This window comes from Paenibacillus sp. Y916, from assembly GCF_056786435.1.
In genome coordinates, this window is the sequence record NZ_JBXCJA010000017.1 from 40,545 (window position 1) to 57,587 (window position 17,043).

Annotated in this window: 15 protein-coding genes and 1 pseudogene; 6 read left to right on the forward strand and 10 right to left on the reverse strand. The window is 36.6% G+C overall.

Annotated features, from left to right (window positions below; translation table 11 throughout):
* The first annotated feature begins 65 nt into the window (after positions 1–65).
* On the forward strand, positions 66–869 hold the full coding sequence (locus tag AC1TO9_RS23145) for an NAD kinase (RefSeq protein WP_482057585.1): 804 nt from the start codon (positions 66–68) through the stop codon (positions 867–869).
* Positions 870–900: 31 nt separating this feature from the next.
* Here the strand turns inward: AC1TO9_RS23145 and AC1TO9_RS23150 are convergent, their stop codons facing one another.
* Together AC1TO9_RS23150 and lipA are read right to left on the reverse strand one after the other, a co-directional pair.
* Positions 901–1,203: a YutD family protein gene (locus AC1TO9_RS23150; protein ID WP_482057586.1), complete on the reverse strand. Its 303-nt coding sequence runs from the start codon at positions 1,201–1,203 to the stop codon at positions 901–903.
* A 38-nt stretch (positions 1,204–1,241) separates the two neighbouring features.
* Positions 1,242–2,123 carry a lipoyl synthase gene (gene lipA / locus AC1TO9_RS23155; protein WP_482057587.1) on the reverse strand — a complete coding sequence of 294 codons (882 nt, stop codon included), beginning with the start codon at positions 2,121–2,123 and terminating at the stop codon, positions 1,242–1,244.
* Between the two features lie 202 nt (positions 2,124–2,325).
* Here lipA and AC1TO9_RS23160 point away from each other — a divergent pair, with 202 nt between their 5' ends.
* The gene (locus AC1TO9_RS23160; RefSeq protein ID WP_482057588.1) at positions 2,326–3,414 is read left to right on the forward strand and encodes a M23 family metallopeptidase; all 1,089 of its coding nucleotides are present in this window, start codon (positions 2,326–2,328) and stop codon (positions 3,412–3,414) included.
* A gap of 104 nt (positions 3,415–3,518) precedes the next feature.
* Here the strand turns inward: AC1TO9_RS23160 and yunB are convergent, their stop codons facing one another.
* Positions 3,519–4,313, reverse strand: coding sequence for a sporulation protein YunB (gene yunB / locus AC1TO9_RS23165; RefSeq protein ID WP_482057589.1), 795 nt, complete (start codon positions 4,311–4,313; stop codon positions 3,519–3,521).
* Positions 4,314–4,605: 292 nt separating this feature from the next.
* Between yunB and AC1TO9_RS23170 the strand changes: the two genes are divergently transcribed.
* A complete protein-coding gene (locus AC1TO9_RS23170; RefSeq protein WP_482060644.1) occupies positions 4,606–4,770 on the forward strand; it encodes a hypothetical protein in 165 nt (54 codons plus the stop codon).
* 15 nt (positions 4,771–4,785) lie between these two features.
* Positions 4,786–5,043 carry a hypothetical protein gene (locus AC1TO9_RS23175; protein ID WP_482060645.1) on the forward strand — a complete coding sequence of 86 codons (258 nt, stop codon included), beginning with the start codon at positions 4,786–4,788 and terminating at the stop codon, positions 5,041–5,043.
* Between the two features lie 950 nt (positions 5,044–5,993).
* On the opposite strand, the gene AC1TO9_RS23180 is transcribed toward AC1TO9_RS23175, so the two are convergent.
* The 6 genes from AC1TO9_RS23180 to AC1TO9_RS23205 all read right to left on the reverse strand — a co-directional run bounded on the left by AC1TO9_RS23180 (position 5,994) and on the right by AC1TO9_RS23205 (position 12,871).
* On the reverse strand, positions 5,994–7,187 hold the full coding sequence (locus tag AC1TO9_RS23180) for an MDR family MFS transporter (protein ID WP_482060646.1): 1,194 nt from the start codon (positions 7,185–7,187) through the stop codon (positions 5,994–5,996).
* A 63-nt stretch (positions 7,188–7,250) separates the two neighbouring features.
* Positions 7,251–8,519 carry an ATP-grasp domain-containing protein gene (locus AC1TO9_RS23185; protein WP_482060647.1) on the reverse strand — a complete coding sequence of 423 codons (1,269 nt, stop codon included), beginning with the start codon at positions 8,517–8,519 and terminating at the stop codon, positions 7,251–7,253.
* A 27-nt stretch (positions 8,520–8,546) separates the two neighbouring features.
* Positions 8,547–9,728, reverse strand: coding sequence for an ATP-grasp domain-containing protein (locus tag AC1TO9_RS23190; protein ID WP_482060648.1), 1,182 nt, complete (start codon positions 9,726–9,728; stop codon positions 8,547–8,549).
* 16 nt (positions 9,729–9,744) lie between these two features.
* On the reverse strand, positions 9,745–10,998 hold the full coding sequence (locus AC1TO9_RS23195) for a valine--pyruvate transaminase (protein WP_482060649.1): 1,254 nt from the start codon (positions 10,996–10,998) through the stop codon (positions 9,745–9,747).
* A 67-nt stretch (positions 10,999–11,065) separates the two neighbouring features.
* A complete protein-coding gene (locus AC1TO9_RS23200) occupies positions 11,066–12,289 on the reverse strand; it encodes a DUF6421 family protein (RefSeq protein WP_482060650.1) in 1,224 nt (407 codons plus the stop codon).
* Between the two features lie 12 nt (positions 12,290–12,301).
* The gene (locus tag AC1TO9_RS23205; RefSeq protein WP_482060651.1) at positions 12,302–12,871 is read right to left on the reverse strand and encodes a hypothetical protein; all 570 of its coding nucleotides are present in this window, start codon (positions 12,869–12,871) and stop codon (positions 12,302–12,304) included.
* Positions 12,872–14,171: 1,300 nt separating this feature from the next.
* On the opposite strand from AC1TO9_RS23205, the gene AC1TO9_RS23210 reads away from it, so the two are divergent.
* Together AC1TO9_RS23210 and AC1TO9_RS23215 are read left to right on the forward strand one after the other, a co-directional pair.
* Entirely contained in the window at positions 14,172–14,516 is a 345-nt protein-coding gene (locus AC1TO9_RS23210) for an avidin-fold protein (RefSeq protein WP_482060652.1), read from the forward strand.
* Between the two features lie 994 nt (positions 14,517–15,510).
* The gene (locus AC1TO9_RS23215; RefSeq protein ID WP_482060653.1) at positions 15,511–15,804 is read left to right on the forward strand and encodes a hypothetical protein; all 294 of its coding nucleotides are present in this window, start codon (positions 15,511–15,513) and stop codon (positions 15,802–15,804) included.
* Between the two features lie 233 nt (positions 15,805–16,037).
* On the opposite strand, the pseudogene AC1TO9_RS23220 reads toward AC1TO9_RS23215, so the two are convergent.
* Positions 16,038–16,779: pseudogene (locus AC1TO9_RS23220) on the reverse strand (IS1634 family transposase); the annotation flags it as partial.
* Positions 16,780–17,043 lie beyond the last annotated feature (264 nt).

The following is a 17,043-nucleotide window of genomic DNA, read 5'->3' on the forward strand; positions in this document are numbered from 1 at the left end:
AGTTGTGTTCTTTCGCAATATTGATTATGATCGATGTAAACTCACGATAAAGGAGCTTATCACCCTTGAGATACTATGTTCTGGACCGCGGGGATCAATTATCTGTTGACTTGGCAGAACAATTCCATAAACTTGCGGCACAGCGTAATTTTGAAATGGATGCAGAAACACCCGAAATTGTAATTTCGATTGGCGGGGATGGCACCATGTTGCACGCCTTTCATACGTTTGCTGACCATATTCCTAACATTGCATTTGTTGGAGTTCATACGGGCCATTTAGGGTTTTACTCAGATTGGAAATCAGACGAACTGGCCGAATTAGTTGACCTTATGAGTACTAATCTCTTATCTGAAGACAACACTGCACGCATCGTGGAGTACCCACTTCTAGAGCTTACTATCCATAAGCAGTCAGGTACTAGCACTTACATCGCTCTGAATGAATTTACACTCAAAGGTGTTTATAGCACACTTGTAGCTCAAATCGACATTAACGATACCACCTTCGAAATGTTTAGAGGTGATGGTATTTGTGTCTCAACACCTTCAGGAAGTACGGCCTATAATAAAAGTCTCGGAGGAGCGATGGTTCATCCATCTATTGAAGCCATACAAATTGCCGAAATCGCCTCCATTAATAATCGTGTTTACCGTACAATGGGAGCTCCCCTTCTGCTTCCCAAACATCACCATTGCGATATTTACCCTAATAAAGATCAACGGTTATTAATTACCATTGACCATATTGCCATACCCGTCGATGACTTGATATCAATTAGTTGCAAAGTAGCTGAACACAAAATTAGCTTTGCAAGATACCGACCTTATCCTTTCTGGAATCGAGTACGATCAGCCTTTCTACGCTAATCCATTCAATAAAAAAAGAGCAACCCTAAAGTTAAGGGTTGCTCTTTTCCTTTGGCTGCGTTTCACGGCTCTTCTGAAGAACAAAGTAAGCACATCCAAAATTACAGTATTCGTTAATATAATCCACCATACTAGAGAATGAGGACTCCTTCGTAGCCTTTGGATGGTTGTCTCGGTAGAAGCCCTTCAAACGCAATTGACTATATCCCCAGTCACCAATAATATAATCGTATCTTTCCAACACATCGCTATACCGATCATGGAAGGCCTCTGGGTTCCAGCCATCTCTATGATCTTTTAATATTTCGTAGTTTTTTCCATCTTCAACAATCAAGCCCTATTCCCCTGCCTTTCCTCATAAGTGAATCCATCCTACATATGTTGAGCTGCAGACTTCACTTGTTCATGCGCACGATATGAACTACGAACAAGTGGAGCCGATTCTACGTGGCTAAAGCCCCTTTTCAATCCTTCTTCTTTCAATAATGCGAAGTCTCCAGGTGGTATATACTTTACTACATCCAGATGCTTCGGTGAAGGTTGTAAATACTGGCCTAACGTTAATATATTGCAATCAACCGCTCGCAAATCATCCATAGCCTGTAAAATTTCATCCCATTCTTCTCCAAGCCCAAGCATAATACTCGACTTCGTTGGAATCGTAGGCTTTAACACTTTAGCATTGTGTAATAATTCTAGAGAGCGACTATATTTAGCTTTAGCACGCACACGATCAGATAGACGCTCTACCGTCTCAATGTTGTGATTCAGTATATCAGGCTTAGCCTCCATAACAATCCGTAATGCATCCGCATTCCCTTGGAAATCCGGAATTAATACTTCCACACTACATAGTGGTAAACGTTTACGAACAGCATGTATTGTAGCTACGAAAATAGATGCCCCACCATCTTGCAAGTCATCACGCGCAACACTAGTAATAACACAGTGCTGCAAATTCATACTCTCCGCAGCTTCAGCTACACGTTCAGGTTCTTCTAGATCCAATTCTGTTGGCATACCCGTATTGACTGCACAGAATCGGCAAGCCCGTGTACATATATCACCCAGAATCATAAATGTTGCCGTACGGTTAGCCCAGCATTCATAAATGTTCGGACATCTCGCCTCTTCGCACACCGTATGAAGAGTCTTCGCTCGCATCATACTCTTTATTTCTTGATAATTATCTCCAGTAGTTAACTTAATCTTTATCCAATCCGGTTTAGGTTCTTTCGTGGTACTTCTCGACAATTAAATATACCACCTTTCATACACTTATATCGCTTCAATTTTCTTAGTATATCACGAAAGCTAGCTAATTACCTTATTTTCACACCTCACTTAAACAGTTTGGATAAAATCGTCCCTGTTGATTCAACCTAAGGAAAGGCACTGTTGAGTGAATCCAATCCAATGGTACGAAGTGATCTTCAAACAATAAGGAGGTAGACAGATGTTTCCCCTTCGCAATACAAATAGCAAACATTTATGCAGATCGATTAGTATCTCAATCGCTGCCGCCCTAACGTTATACTACAGCACTCCTCTGGATGCTACTGAAGCCCCTCAGGTATCGAAAGGAAGTGACGTACTTCAGAATAACGACGTCTATTCATCGCGAAGAATACTCTATGATAAAATCAGCACAGTCACCCAAATTCCTTGGTATCGCCTTGCAGCCATTGATCAATATGAACGAACCTTAACAAAAGCCAATCCAAAAAGTCGATCACATCCTCCTCGTCTTAGCGGTGTCTATATTTCTTCACCTGCCTGGTCTGGAGCGCTCAATCCTAATCTGATTGATAATAATCCATTATCTATATCCATATTTGGTGGCTTAGGTAGAGATGGATCAGGCGACCAACTTGCAGATGTCAATAACGATATGGATATCGTATATAGTATGGCTACTTACTTGCTTCAATACGGACAATCTCAGAATGATTTCAGCATTGCTCTTTGGGAATATTACCATAATAGTCGTGCCGTTCAACGTATTCAACAATTCTCTAAATTATACGAAAAATTCACTGCATTAGAATTAACTCATCACGCCTTCCCTCTTCCCCTGAAGAGCCAGTATTCTTACCGTAGCACCTGGGGTACTGGGCGTAATTGGGGTGGTTATCGTATTCATGAAGGAACGGATCTCTTCGCTGAATATGGTGTCCCTGTTCGGAGTACAAGCTATGGAATCGTAGAAATGAAAGGCTGGAATTCATTCGGAGGATGGCGAATCGGTATTCGAGATATTAACAACCATTATCACTACTTCGCACATTTGTTAGGGTATGAAAAAGGATTGAAAACAGGGGATATCGTTACAGCTGGGCAGATCATTGGCTATGTGGGTAGTTCTGGATATGGTAAACCGGGTACTCAAGGGAAGTTCCCCCCACATCTCCATTATGGCATCTATCGCGATAGCGGACTGAATGAATGGTCTTTTGATCCATATCCGCTTCTTCATCGCTGGGAGCAAGAAGAAGAGAAATCACATAAACAAAGTAAAAGGAATATTGGAAGACCGCTAAGATAACGAATTGTCCTTACGATCGCTGTTGCTGCTTCAGGACAATTCGGTTACCTTCACTACTTCGAACATTAGCCTTGTATTTATGTAAGTATTGATTTTTGTTTATTTCATGGATTTTCAAATTCGGACTGTTTGGGGGTGGCGGTTACTGGGTTGATGTCACTAACGTCTCCTGATTTACTACCTTCCCCTAATGGTATTGAAATGTTCGGAGCATTTTCTCCATTTCCTCCAACAGGCTGACCCTTTGAATTATAATAATACATAGGCACATCACCCACCACAAGCAAATACGATATTGGAATTTCTGTATCTACCACATCCTGCTCCATATCGAAGGGAATAACTACAGCGACATCTACACTAACATGAATATACACTTCTACTAGAATCATATTGATGCCAGCATCATGCTGTCTCGTAGATAGCTCTACCTTAGCCGCTCCTTGTGGTTCAATTCGAACTGGAATGCTTGGACCGAATGAAGCCAGCATAGGACTTCCTAATGCCATTCCCACCGGAATATGTTCTGATAATTGATGAACATCATTTAAGGTAGCTTGAACGACATTAAATGTACTTGCTGTAATTCTCATATGCTCCGCATAATTTAACATAAACCCAGCTACTCTACCTGATGTATCCATTTTCCAATTGACCAATTTATCGAATTCTTGTCCTTGTGTTACCTGTGAGCTAATAGCCTCATTAATCGCTTTCGTTGCTATTTGCTTCACCTTGATCTTCGCAAGATGCATAATAGGAGGTTTCAAATTACGATCTATGTACGCTAATCCCTGAATTAGAATGATTGAAAAAACAAGGATTCCTACGAGCCACACCCTCCGTCTACTACCAGGTTTCCTGCTTCGTTGGCTACGCCACTTCACCCTTCTTCTCATCGTTAACCTCCAATGCCAACAACACGTCTCTATACAAGCATATGATGAGGTGTAGCGAAAAAGAAGAACGTGCTGTTTGGATGATTGATAAACTGGTACATCTAATTTAATTGCTGTAAACTATAATAGAAATTATAACAAGCAAATACAAACTTGATCAAAGCATCCCCTAGGACAATTCCGTCAATCAGGTGATCCGAAGTTGTTTCAGAGATAACGTACTTGACGTTGTACAAGAACTGAACGATTTGTCCATCAGTCTAGATCTTAGACTATATAGGCTCTCCCTTGCATGAGGTTTCGTCAAAGCAATCTCAGCTTTGCTCTGATCGGCGCCAGCAAACCTGAGCAGATTGAAGAAAATGTGAAAGCAGTAGATGTAATTCTAGATCCGGACACATTGGAGAAAACCGAGAATATCCTAAATAAAATTGATGGGATCTCACCCGGAAAATAAAACCTCTGAATCAAGGTGCTAGCAAGATTTAGTGATCATACCAGTGGAGCCTATTATAAAGGCTTTTGCATGTTGATGATGGAGTGGTCGGACAGGCATACGTTTATCCCTATAGATTTTGCTTTACTTAGCTCCATGAAATCGCAGATCAATGTTATGACAGACAGCATTGACAAACGAAGCATCGGCAATAAACGCCGGGAAGAAGCGCTACTTCCTGCCCCAAGGGTTGTTGTTTCTATGATTGATCGCACGATCGCTGCCGAAGCCTAGACCTCTTACGTCTTATTAGACAGTTGATCCAGATCCTCGTAGACCGAGATCTTCCAATCATTGGGATGAATAATAATGAAAAAAAGCGATATCTTGTGAACGGAAAACGCTTATCCTTGAAGGATTGGTATCAAGTAACCCCACAAGTTGAAAGGAAAAGTCTGATATCCTTAGATCAATCCAAACGCAACCGATACCAGGCATTTCCCTTCAGGTGATCATTATTCGGCATCTAACAAAGAAACAAGGGTGGAGAGAAATCCTCTCCACCGACCTCATGCTAAGTGCCCATGAAATCATTCAAATCTACTCCATCCCTTGGTCATTGAGGTGTTCTTTAAATGTGTACAATCCTTGATGCGCTTGTAAAAAGAGTTTCAAGACTAGTATTTTCCCGCTATATTCTGCTCGCGTGGTAGCACCGACTCGCGGACACTTAGCGAATTATTTTATTTGTTATGCGATGAAGTCAGCTCATTGACTGGGCGGTCGTCTTACAGCAACTCCTTGAGTTAATTTAGAAAGTTTCTATCCAACCCAATAAGAAGCTTGCTAAATTAATCAAAAGTCAACTCCAACAATGGAATGCTGATTTATACAGTTACATCAAAAATTATCTCCCTAACTCAAGCTCCGAAGTTTGAATTAGGGAGATAAAAATGTCATCAGATAATTCACTAAGGGTTATAGGAGTCCTTGATGCGAACTTATATTAGTAAATTCCGAAAAATAAAAAACCTATATACCTATATTTTAATATCTGAAATTAAATACAAAGTAAAATCATATCTGCATTGCGGATATGGTTTTACTTTGTAGCGGTGAGAGATAACAAAACACGTATTCCGTTATCCAACTTTTCAAATTATTTTAATCTGCATTCAAATTTACCATGAAGCCTTAATCCACTCAGGATTTAGAATACTAAGTATTAGTATTCATTTTATAATTCAAACATTACTTGAGAATTCAACTTTTTCTCTATGTTGTTTTTCTCTAAATAACGTTTTTAAGAACCTAAATTGCATTACACCCGTTATTAAAAGTATTATGCCAATTAGAGTGAATGACACTCCCCCATTCCAATACTCGTAACAAAACCCCATTGTCATGGGACCTAGAAAACCCGAAACATAGAATTGCATTTGATATATCGAAAAATATTTTCCTCTCTCAGAAGGAGGGGCAATATCCGATATGATTTGTTGTAATTGCGGCCATAACACCATCTCAGCTATTGAAAATAATAACTCCCCAATTATGAGAATCCATAAAAGAGTTCCATAACCGTAAACTATAGAAACTAGCCCTAATGCCATGTAGGAAGACAAAATTAAATAATGAGTAGAGAAATAAGTACTCATTCGGGTTACCTTCATTTGAAGAAGCACAACACAAATAGCATTAATAGATGTTAGAATTGCTAAAATCGGAACATAATTATCAAAGTTATCCTTTAGATGAAGAGGTAGTATACTACCCATTTGAGAATATAAGATTCCAGCAGGTAAAACCAATATCATCATTATCCACAAATTCTTAGAGGATGTCTTATTAATTTCAATAGTGTTCTTTTCAAACTTTTCCTGTTCTTCACCCTGCGGAATCGTCTCAGGAATTCTCCAAATAAGTAATAAAAGGAATACTACCAACGATGTAACTACGAAAATAAAAACATACGACGGATTAATTTGAAATAAAAACAATCCTAGAATTGGACCTACTGCAGCACCAAGATTTAGTGCAAGATGCATCATAGAAAATACTTCTTTCCGTTTGTCGGCATCTACCAAATCAGCAATTTGTGCTTGACCAGCAGGTAGAAACAAGCTACATCCTATTCCATATAATATTGTCATAACCGCATAAAATAAAGCGTTATATTCCAAAATGAAGCCTGCCATACCTAGAATTTGTAAAGAAAGACCCCAGATCATTAATAATTTTCGGCCATATATATCTGCTAATCTACCACTTATTAACGTAGCTAGAGTTGCAGCGAGGGGCTGAAGACTGACGATCAGAAGTGGAATATACACACTGTTACCTAAGCGGTCGTGTAAGTAAAGCACCATGAAAGGTCTTATCATAAACTGTAGACCCGAAGTTAGTCCGTTACCAATAATTCTGATCCATAATACCATTCCATAATTCGGTATAGATATCAATTTAAATTACACATCCATTTCAGTATTTCATTAGACCTATCAAGAAATATCAACATAATGTATCCTTACTTGCTTCTCAATAAATTTGTAAAATTCTATCCCTTCCTCGAAAGTTTCATGGAGGGAAAGTACAAATCCCGGATATCCTCCAAATTTCGGATATGGCGGTACATAGTCTCCAGGTTTCATCATCTGAATAACTGCTTTCACTGACGGATGTTCGCGTAATTCTTTTATTCCTTCTATTTTCTCAACAGTTCCATTACCGTTAACTTGTATAATGTAATTACTGGAATAACTTTTAATAACAGGTAAATCACCCAAATCGTATATTGTTTCACCTAATATAAATTGTAATGTAAGTTGAGCAAAGTTTACACCCGTGCTATTATTTACGATGTAATGTGATATCCCTGAACCACCAATTCGTGCACCTAACTCAATAATATATGGCTTTTGGTCCAACTGCCGTATCCGTAATTCCACATGAACAGGGCCATTCTCGATACCAATAGAAGCAACTGCCTTTTTCACCTCTTTCATTACTACATTCTGAACATCCAGGCCTAAATCTGCAGGAGCCAGATAAATTGTTTCTTCAAAGTACGGCCCTTGTATATATCCCTTATAACCAATTGATAAAACAAATACATTTCCTTTATAAACGAAACATTCAGCCGCATATTCTGGTCCATCGATATATTCTTCTATTAATATCCCAGAAAATGGCTCTCCTCTAAAATTAGATAACATTTTGATTTTATCTTGATTAATTCCATCAACAATTTTTAATGCATCAGATAGTTCCTTCTGATTTTCGACTCGCACCACTCCTTGACTAGAAAATCCACTTACTGGTTTAACAATTAATGGGAACTGATAGTTGTCTAATTGGATTTCATCATATGAGTTTGAAATGCTAAAGAATTTGGGGTAATTACATCCATACTCAACAAACTTATCCCTCATTAACTTCTTGTCTCTGGATAACAATGCTGCGTCCTCTGAAATATAAGGCAAGTTAAGTCGACCAGCCAATATAGAAGTAAATAGAACAGCAGGATCATATAGGGTCAAAACTCCATCAAATGGATCTTTACAATGGAGTTCTTCCATTACTTTTAATGACTCCTCCGCTTGATCAAATATATTAAGTTTCAAGATACGCTGCACGATAGGAAAAGTAACGGATTGAGTATTACTTAATGGTAAAATAAGTGTAACCCGACACTGTAGATTTTCCGCCTCTTCAAAGATGAATGGTATGTTTAGATTTTGATATATTATCGCGATATGTTTAAACTTCAAAATATCCACCTACTTTATCATATATTATTATTCCCACTTAACAGATTGTCTGAACCAGCTGTCCAACTCAATTATTTTTTTTGATAAACCATCCTCTGTAGAGTCCCTAACTACAAATTCAGCAATATTATCCACACAATGTTTAGCATTCTCGGTTAAATGACCATGAATAGTAGGAGTATATTTAACGACCCAACTAAACGGTATGTTCTTAGGATAATCTCGAATAGTTCCAACTTGTGGCGGTACAATAAGCCATCCTCCAAGTTCTTCTGGCTCTTCGTTAATGACATCATCAATTGTTAGATTCGATTGAAGGCGAATCCAGCCTTTAATGAGATTAATATTGTAAACACTCTCTACAGTGTCATTTACTCCAGCTCCTCCAATTCGACTAGCAATTTCACAGAATACGACATCGCCTGTTAGCATAATAAAAAACTCAGCATGAAAAGGAATTACTGCATCCGTTGGTAAACTTTCTAGTACTGATAGCAGATTGTACTCCAACTCCTTGTATAATCCACTCTTTTTATCAATCAATATACTACCCAGCGATTTTCCATCTTGATATGCTAAACAACCATTAATGTACTTTCCAGCACATACAAACACTAGTTGGCCATTCATCATAATTCCATCTACATGATACATATCACCTGATATAAATTGTTCTACCAAAAATAGGTTAGTAGGATTTATTTGGCTGCTTATCATATTAAGATACTCATTATCCTTAATTATAAATGTATTGATCCCACCTCCACCATCTACTGGTTTCAATACTATTGGATATTGTACATTCTCAACAAATCTCCGTATTTCGACTGCATTATTTATTAGAGCATACTTCGGTAAAAGAACTTTAGATTTATTAACGTAATTTTTCATTATATATTTATTCCGAAACGCCAAGGCACTCTCTACACCTTGACCATGAATTCTAAAGTATTCACGTAAATATGCCGCTCTTAAAATGTCTAACTCGGAAGTAGCAATAATGCTAGTAAATCGAAATTTTTCGTTCAATTCAATAGCACGCGTTTCATACATACTTGACTGATCAAAATGTGGAATCACTTCAGAATATGCATATTTGGGAAAATCATTTCTTGTTTCTTGCGATAAGATTACCAAGTCTTCCCCAGAATCAGCTAACCACTCTGCATAAGAATATTTCTGATTTCTAGAAATGATAAGTATTGCCATCTATAATCTTCCTCCCTTAATCCGTATATAGAGCTTTTATAACTTTCCCAAGAATAGCTACAGCCTTTAGTAAATCCTCATCGGATGCCGTAAGACTTATTCGGATGCATTCATTTTTATGTTTCCAATCGTAATAAGAACCAGAGAAAAAACTGAATCCTGGAACAATCAATAATCCTTCCTTTTTCAACATCTCATAAAGATTAATATCTGAAATAGGCATACCCTCAAACCATAACCAACCAAATAGCCCACCTTCAATTTCGTGAAGATACCAAGAAATATCTGGCATTTCTCTATCTAACGCATGCTCAAGTAACTCCTTCTTCTTTAAGTAGAAAGGACGAATAGTTTCCTTAGATACCCTCAACATATCACCAGACGAAATAGCTTGAGCAGCTAGTGCTTGGCCAAATCTCGATGAATGAAGATATAAATTCGATTGAAACGATTCCATTGTGTCTATATATTTTTCCGGCCCAATAGCAATGCCAATTCTTTCACCAGGTAATCCGGCCTTTGAAAAACTTAAACAATGAATAACATTATCATCCCAGATGTGGTCCATATCCGTATATACAAGATTTGGAAATGGCGATGAATAAGCTGCGTCTATAAATACTGGCACTTGATATTCTCTTGCCATACCAACTACCTTTTTGAGATCATCCATTGGTATTATATTTCCACTTGGGTTAGAAGGCCTTGATAACAACACTGCACCAATACTATAATCAATATTTAATGAATCAAAATCTATATTATACTTAAATCTGTGGGATCCAGTTTTTTCGATCTTTGGTTTATTAGAAACAATCATATTTTCATCCAAAACCACTCCCCCATATCCAGTATAATCAGGAGACATGGGTAATAAGACCTTCCTAACCTTTCCTGATTCATCCATACCACAGAATGTATTTGTTGCTATAAAATATAGACTTTGGCTACCAGATGTTATAAGTACATTCTTTGGGGTTAAGTTCCAATTATATAATTCATTAAATAGATTAACGATTGCATCAATAAAGCACTCGTATCCTTGACTAGAACCGTACCTACCTACCACTTCACTAAAGCTCGATTGTAGAATATAATTTGTATGCTCTCTCCAAATTGCATCAACTTCAGGAAGAATGAGGGGATTTCCGGCACTAAGATTAACATAGTTTACGGTTTGGTTGTTTAGTAAAGTTTCTTTTATATCTTTCATAATCGAACGAACACCTGATAAATGATTCATTTTTTGCCCGATCTTTGATAATTGCATTCGGTCTCCTCCAAGTACTTTGATGTCATCTCCATTTAGTAACAAGAAAAATCTCTGCAGTCTATTCTCAATTTCCAGCTGTATTAAAAAAATTCAATTTCAAATCAATCAGGTTTCTGTACGAGTTTGGGACTTTATATTTACCACCCTCATCACCTGTAGGAAGAAAATTCCGTACATACTGTTCTGCAGCTATTTTATACTGCTGATTATCTTCAATTTGTTCTATCTCTTCAATCTCACTAATTAATAAAGGGAGCCCCTTAAGACAACTACCAATATCAAATTTTAATTTCCCTTCCTCCTCTACGAATCCATACCCATTTTTAATCAACCAATCAAACATAAAGAATCCAGTTGCTGAATCAAAATTCACAAGAGAATCAGGTTGAGCAGGATACCGGAAGAGTCGTTCAAATAGTATAAACTCGACTACTTCTGTTCCAAATGGAACACCGGGTTTCGATGAAACAATCGCTGTTTGACAATCAACTTTAACTTCCTCTAATAGTCCCGCAAAAAAGTTTAATTTGGCTTGTAAATTTTCATCCAATGGTCTGACTCCAATGTGATGAAAATAATCATGTAGGTAACCCCATACACAGCGTGCACGGTAAAATTCTTGATAAGATAATTCTGTAGAAGACAACTCTAATTCTCCAAGCAATTGTTTTATGCGTGGGACGGTTTCATTTATATATATATCTTTAAATTTATTAAAGAAAAATAAGGCAAACTTCTGTGATATGACTTTTGCACTAGTTGACACATTCTCTGGAAAAAAAACAATGCAATTCCCACCAAGCAAACCTTTAGAACCAGTTATCAAGTGTGTAGATTGACAAGCGTTTTTGGGATGAGGATATTGCACTGATAATGAATCTGTTTCTTCAACTTCCTCCCTAATGGTCAAAAAACATTCTAGAAAATATCCTTTTGGCCTTGGACCATTTGGAGCGTTAAAAGGTGCTATAAAGAATGATAATTCATGATTTTCAGGCACACGATATGATTTGAGACTTTTGTCAAAATATGGTCTTTCATGAAGTCCCCCCTCTATCCAAGCTAAGCAATCATTCTCAAACGTTTGAGCAAAATGCACTGAATTTAATTTATTGCATACAATATTAACAGCAGCATATATTTCTCGTAGCAACATTTCAGCTAGCTCAACATCTCTAATTATGCAACCTTTATTGTTCTGTAGAGTTCGAAATAAATTCACTTTATTTACAATCTCATTGTCAATTTCATTCTTAATAGCTTGTACATAATTATCGGAAAATTCCACTTTATCGTCTCCTTATACGGAAATATGAATGGTAAACCCCATTGAAACTGGACCAAAATCCTTTATGATAGCCAAACCATTTTTTTTAGCAGCTGCGATTGTTGTAATACAAGCGTCACATTTCCCCTTACGACAGTCTATGGCTGCCTGTGAGTTACTGTTTACCGTAGAAATATTATTACTGAATCCCATTGTTAGGGCTACTGGTGCAGGGTGTGAAAATATTACTGGATTTTCCTTGTTGAGATTACCGTTCTTACTTGCTAGCACCATATTCATGGTAGGCGTAATAAAGCTATCCATCAAAATTAATTTTCCCAAATTTTCAAAAACAATCTTGTGAAGGTCAGGATATACTATACAACCAAGGAGGGCATTGCCCGGACTACCTATAACTTGAATAACTGCTTCTTCTAATGTTGAAAGCAAATGTACGCTCCCAATTAATTTATTCTTAGTGAGCCACTTATTTGCAGCAAACTCACAATTTGTACCAGAAGGACCTAAAGTATAGATAGATTTGATGCTTTGTTTCCAATCCGTGGACAGCAGTTCTTCCATTACAGACCCATATTTATACATATTTCCTCCTAATTTTTAACCCGACCCACAACAAAATACTAATTTGTCTTGAATCGTTTTTTTGAGAATAGAACAATTATATTTGCTTACAGAAAAATCTCCTCTCTAACAATAAAAAATTTCATAAAAAAAGGACTCCTGTATATCACAGGAGTCCTTTAAGTATAACAAAGTGGATCAATTTTCCATTGAAATTCGAGCTACACTTCATTATAATATTAAATGTATACATCATGATTATGGTGATGCGTACATTATGCGCCATGGCTCCCGCCAAGTTGACATGGTGCATTTTTTATATTGTTTTGTATGTTTTTATAAACAATACAATTAATAGGAGAATTAGTCAATTACTTTTTTTGAATATCACAATACAAAAATGGGATAGTTATAGACAGAATAAAGTGCATAGAATATCATACCTCTTTAGACTTATCTTTTTATTTAAATACATTAATACATGAGTTATCAACCCTAAATTCAGATTTTTTCAATAATATTTCGGGATCGATTCATAAAGAATAAATAGCCTTAGATAAGGTTATTCTTCGCATGTTTATTAAACAGTTTTTCCGGTTTTTAGACGTACAAATGATTATATATATATAATTATAAAAATCTCAATCAACCATACATCTGCCATTAACGAATGACTTGTAGTCGTCTTATAATTATTCCAAGAGAACGTTCATTCTTAATGCAGCTAACAACTGATTAAATAGACTTTTTTTTTGAAAAGGTACTTCTTACTAAAGAGAGAACTGCATCATCCTTGATTTATTGAATACATATTCTAAGATTGTAAAAGTGATTCAAAAACTAAACAATGTTCCTTATCCGATGATTACTTTCGACTGAACTCCTAATGTGGCTTTTATTTTTTCCAAATTTATAATAATACTTTTTTAGCCTACCACTGATATATTAACTAGTCACTCACGAATAGTTAATATATCCCTGTATTATACAGATTTTATATATTTTATTGATTTACCTAGTATCAGTGTTTGAAGATACTTACCTATTTAGGATTCCAATAAACTTTTGATCATTAATAGATTTAAAAGAGTAAATTTAATAATAAACCAACTCTCCGGCTTGCTTTATGTTCTCTTTATGTTCTCTTTATCCTTCTACATCTCTCCATCACAAAACTATAAAACATATAAGAGGACTACTATCATCTACTAATAAGTTATGAAGAACTCCCAAGATCTATTTATCTATTAAAATTTATATAACAATTGAACATGGAAGAGTAAAATAAAATACAATTAAACATTGGAGGGTTTGATATAAGATGGATCAAATCAATTACAACGGAAAAATATTTAGATCAATTAGCAATTCAGACAATGGTGAAGTCAATTCCGAAACTTTATTTTACTATTACCAGGAAAAAAATATTGTTTGGGCAATTTATTCTGGAGGAGGAATAGTAAATGGAAATTTATTGGCATTGGTTGATGAGTTGGGGTATCTAGATATAAGATATCAGCATGTTAACGATAATAACGAATTAATGACAGGAACATGTTGGTCGAGACCTGAAATCACTACTCGAGGTAAGATTAGACTTTATGAAGAATGGAAATGGACTTGTAAAGACAATTCAAATGGACATTCAATAATAGAAGAAGTTTAGATAGTTGATGAAGCTAACTCTACCATTTAGTATATTCAAGTAAGAGATAGACGTTCCTAAACAAATATACCCATTAGAGTACGTTTAATAGTAGAAGATCCTTTCCTTTTTATGGGGAAGTTCTTGAACTCATACACAAGCTTACACTTCAGATAATGGTAAAGAATAATTAAACTGCCACGCAAAATATAATGTTCATCATGTAAATTTTAAGTGTTTAAGTGTATGAAGTTTCCACTTCCTTTCTTTCATGTATCCTCCCTTTAAAGGAAATACACGAGGATAGTGGGAACTACTATAAAGCATTAAAATTGCTTGCTTAGTACGAAATTCCCCGCCGTTCCACTAAAGATATAGTTTGTAAAATAGATTTCCCCCTAGTTGCCGATACAGCTAATGTGGCATCTCTTCGTTTTAATTCACGAGTTAGTGTCTTCATCCTTCGTTCTTGTTACCAAGTTCTATTTGAAACTTTGTAACTTGTTCTGCAACACCTCCGTTGGCTTGCATACAAACGTTAAATCAAGCTTCCAGCTGCTATCACAGGTCCCCAAAAACGGGTCCAGTTCCAACAGAGCTATTTCTCCATTTACGGTTTTGTAATTGAGCTTTAGAACAGTAGTTACTTTCTTCAAATCTTTGTAGTAAACAGATCGAGTAGAGTTGCGAATCTGATGAATCTTTATATTTCTGTCTGCAGATATTTTCTTATTAAAAATACTCTACTTGACCACTATGGTTGTTACCCATAAATGGACAGGTCGTTTATAGATTTATAGGTATGGATCGAAATTCTCTTTTAATCATTTTATCCCTCAACCAATCTTTACTCGAAACCCCTCTTATAGAGATTGCGCGACCTCCACAATATCTCAACCCACATACATCTCCTTTTTATAGTTATATTACCATATCGAGTGATAACTTACAGAAGTTTAGTTTTAAAACAAGAGATGGTAATATAAACAAAGCAAACATTTTAGGAACAAACGTCATGAGAAGGATAATAGCTGTATTGGTTATAATTGTCTTATTGTTAACGATTGCTCAATTCAGCATGGCTAAGGCTTTAGCCGCTGAAACACTATCGTCAGAACAACTGGAAAATAGTGTTCTGGATATTAACATTGCTGGTCAATATGGTGTGATCATCGGTAGCTTTAAGTATACATCTAAAGTCGACCTAGTCACCTTTGTTAACTTAACGATAAAACCTCAACATCAGCAATATTTACCTCACTTATGGAAAGACGTTAGTACTACAACATTCGTTTATGTAGAAGACTAAGGTTTAATGAAAAAAACGATACTACTTTTTTGGAACATGAAACGCGATCATATAGAATTGTTATGTACGGAACATTAACGGCTACACAGGGTGATTCTATTGTAATAAAAAGAATTCGGCATCAAAAAATATGAAAGAGGAGTAATCATCTCTTCGGAATCTGCGGTAGGATAGCTGAATAAGAAATTTATACTCGTCTGGGCTTATCCAAATAACCTGAATCCCCGCCAAAGTTATAACGAGGTTGGTGGTACAACCTCCAACGCATTATATAAATCCATCTGACGCTTGGTCATTTCGCCTAATCGCAAACTGAGCCCGGGTTGCTCGTAGCATTCGATAATGTCAAACTCATCTAGGCTTATTTCCGACGATACTTCCATCCGACGGAAGTTTAAGCGTTCTTTTAAGTTACCAAACGCCTTTTCAATGATATCCTTGTTCCGGTATATTTCAAGTGCTTCAATCGGATCCTTGATTTCATTACTGAGCAGGACAAAGCAACTATTATTTTCCACTGCCTCATTAATGGCTTCCTGTTTAAGATAAATGGTTGTCCCACGTTTAGGCGTTGATTTCACTTCAAAGTACTTGTTATATTGTTTTTCATGCGCGGGATCACGTTTTCCATTTTCCAGTTCGTCCTTTAGCTTGATAAGTAACCGATTGAGTTTAAAAGCATTCTCTGTCTCCTTCTCTTTATTAAAATAGAGGTGAAGATAAGCGCGGCATTCTCCCTCCAGCACGTCCCTTTATAGAGACGCTCTTGGGTATACTTCCAAGTGATCATGAATGAATGGGCATAAAGATTATAACCAGGATGGAAGTTCTCCCAATTTTGAATGAAGGTTCTGGCATGAGTCAGTTCAGTTTGTACAATTTTCAGCGTACTTTGACACCAATGAGAAACTTAAGATGATTCTGGTACAAGGCGTTGATGTTCCCTTCGCTGTAGAATCGGCGATCCATGATTAGATAGTAAGCAATGGACAGAATCTGCTTATACTTATCGGAAAAACATTGCTTCAATCCACTACGACACCTAACTTTTCACCCAACGTATTGAAGAAAGTACAATCTGTATTACCATTCATTTATGATGAATTGGAATTATAAAGAAGTGAAAAAACGAAGTGGCCAAATAATCAAAGATATCAGGAGGGTATCTTTTCATCTCTACTCTAATAGCCAGAAAGCAACGGATGACAAGAGCATCTAAAACAAAATAATCGATGGCCT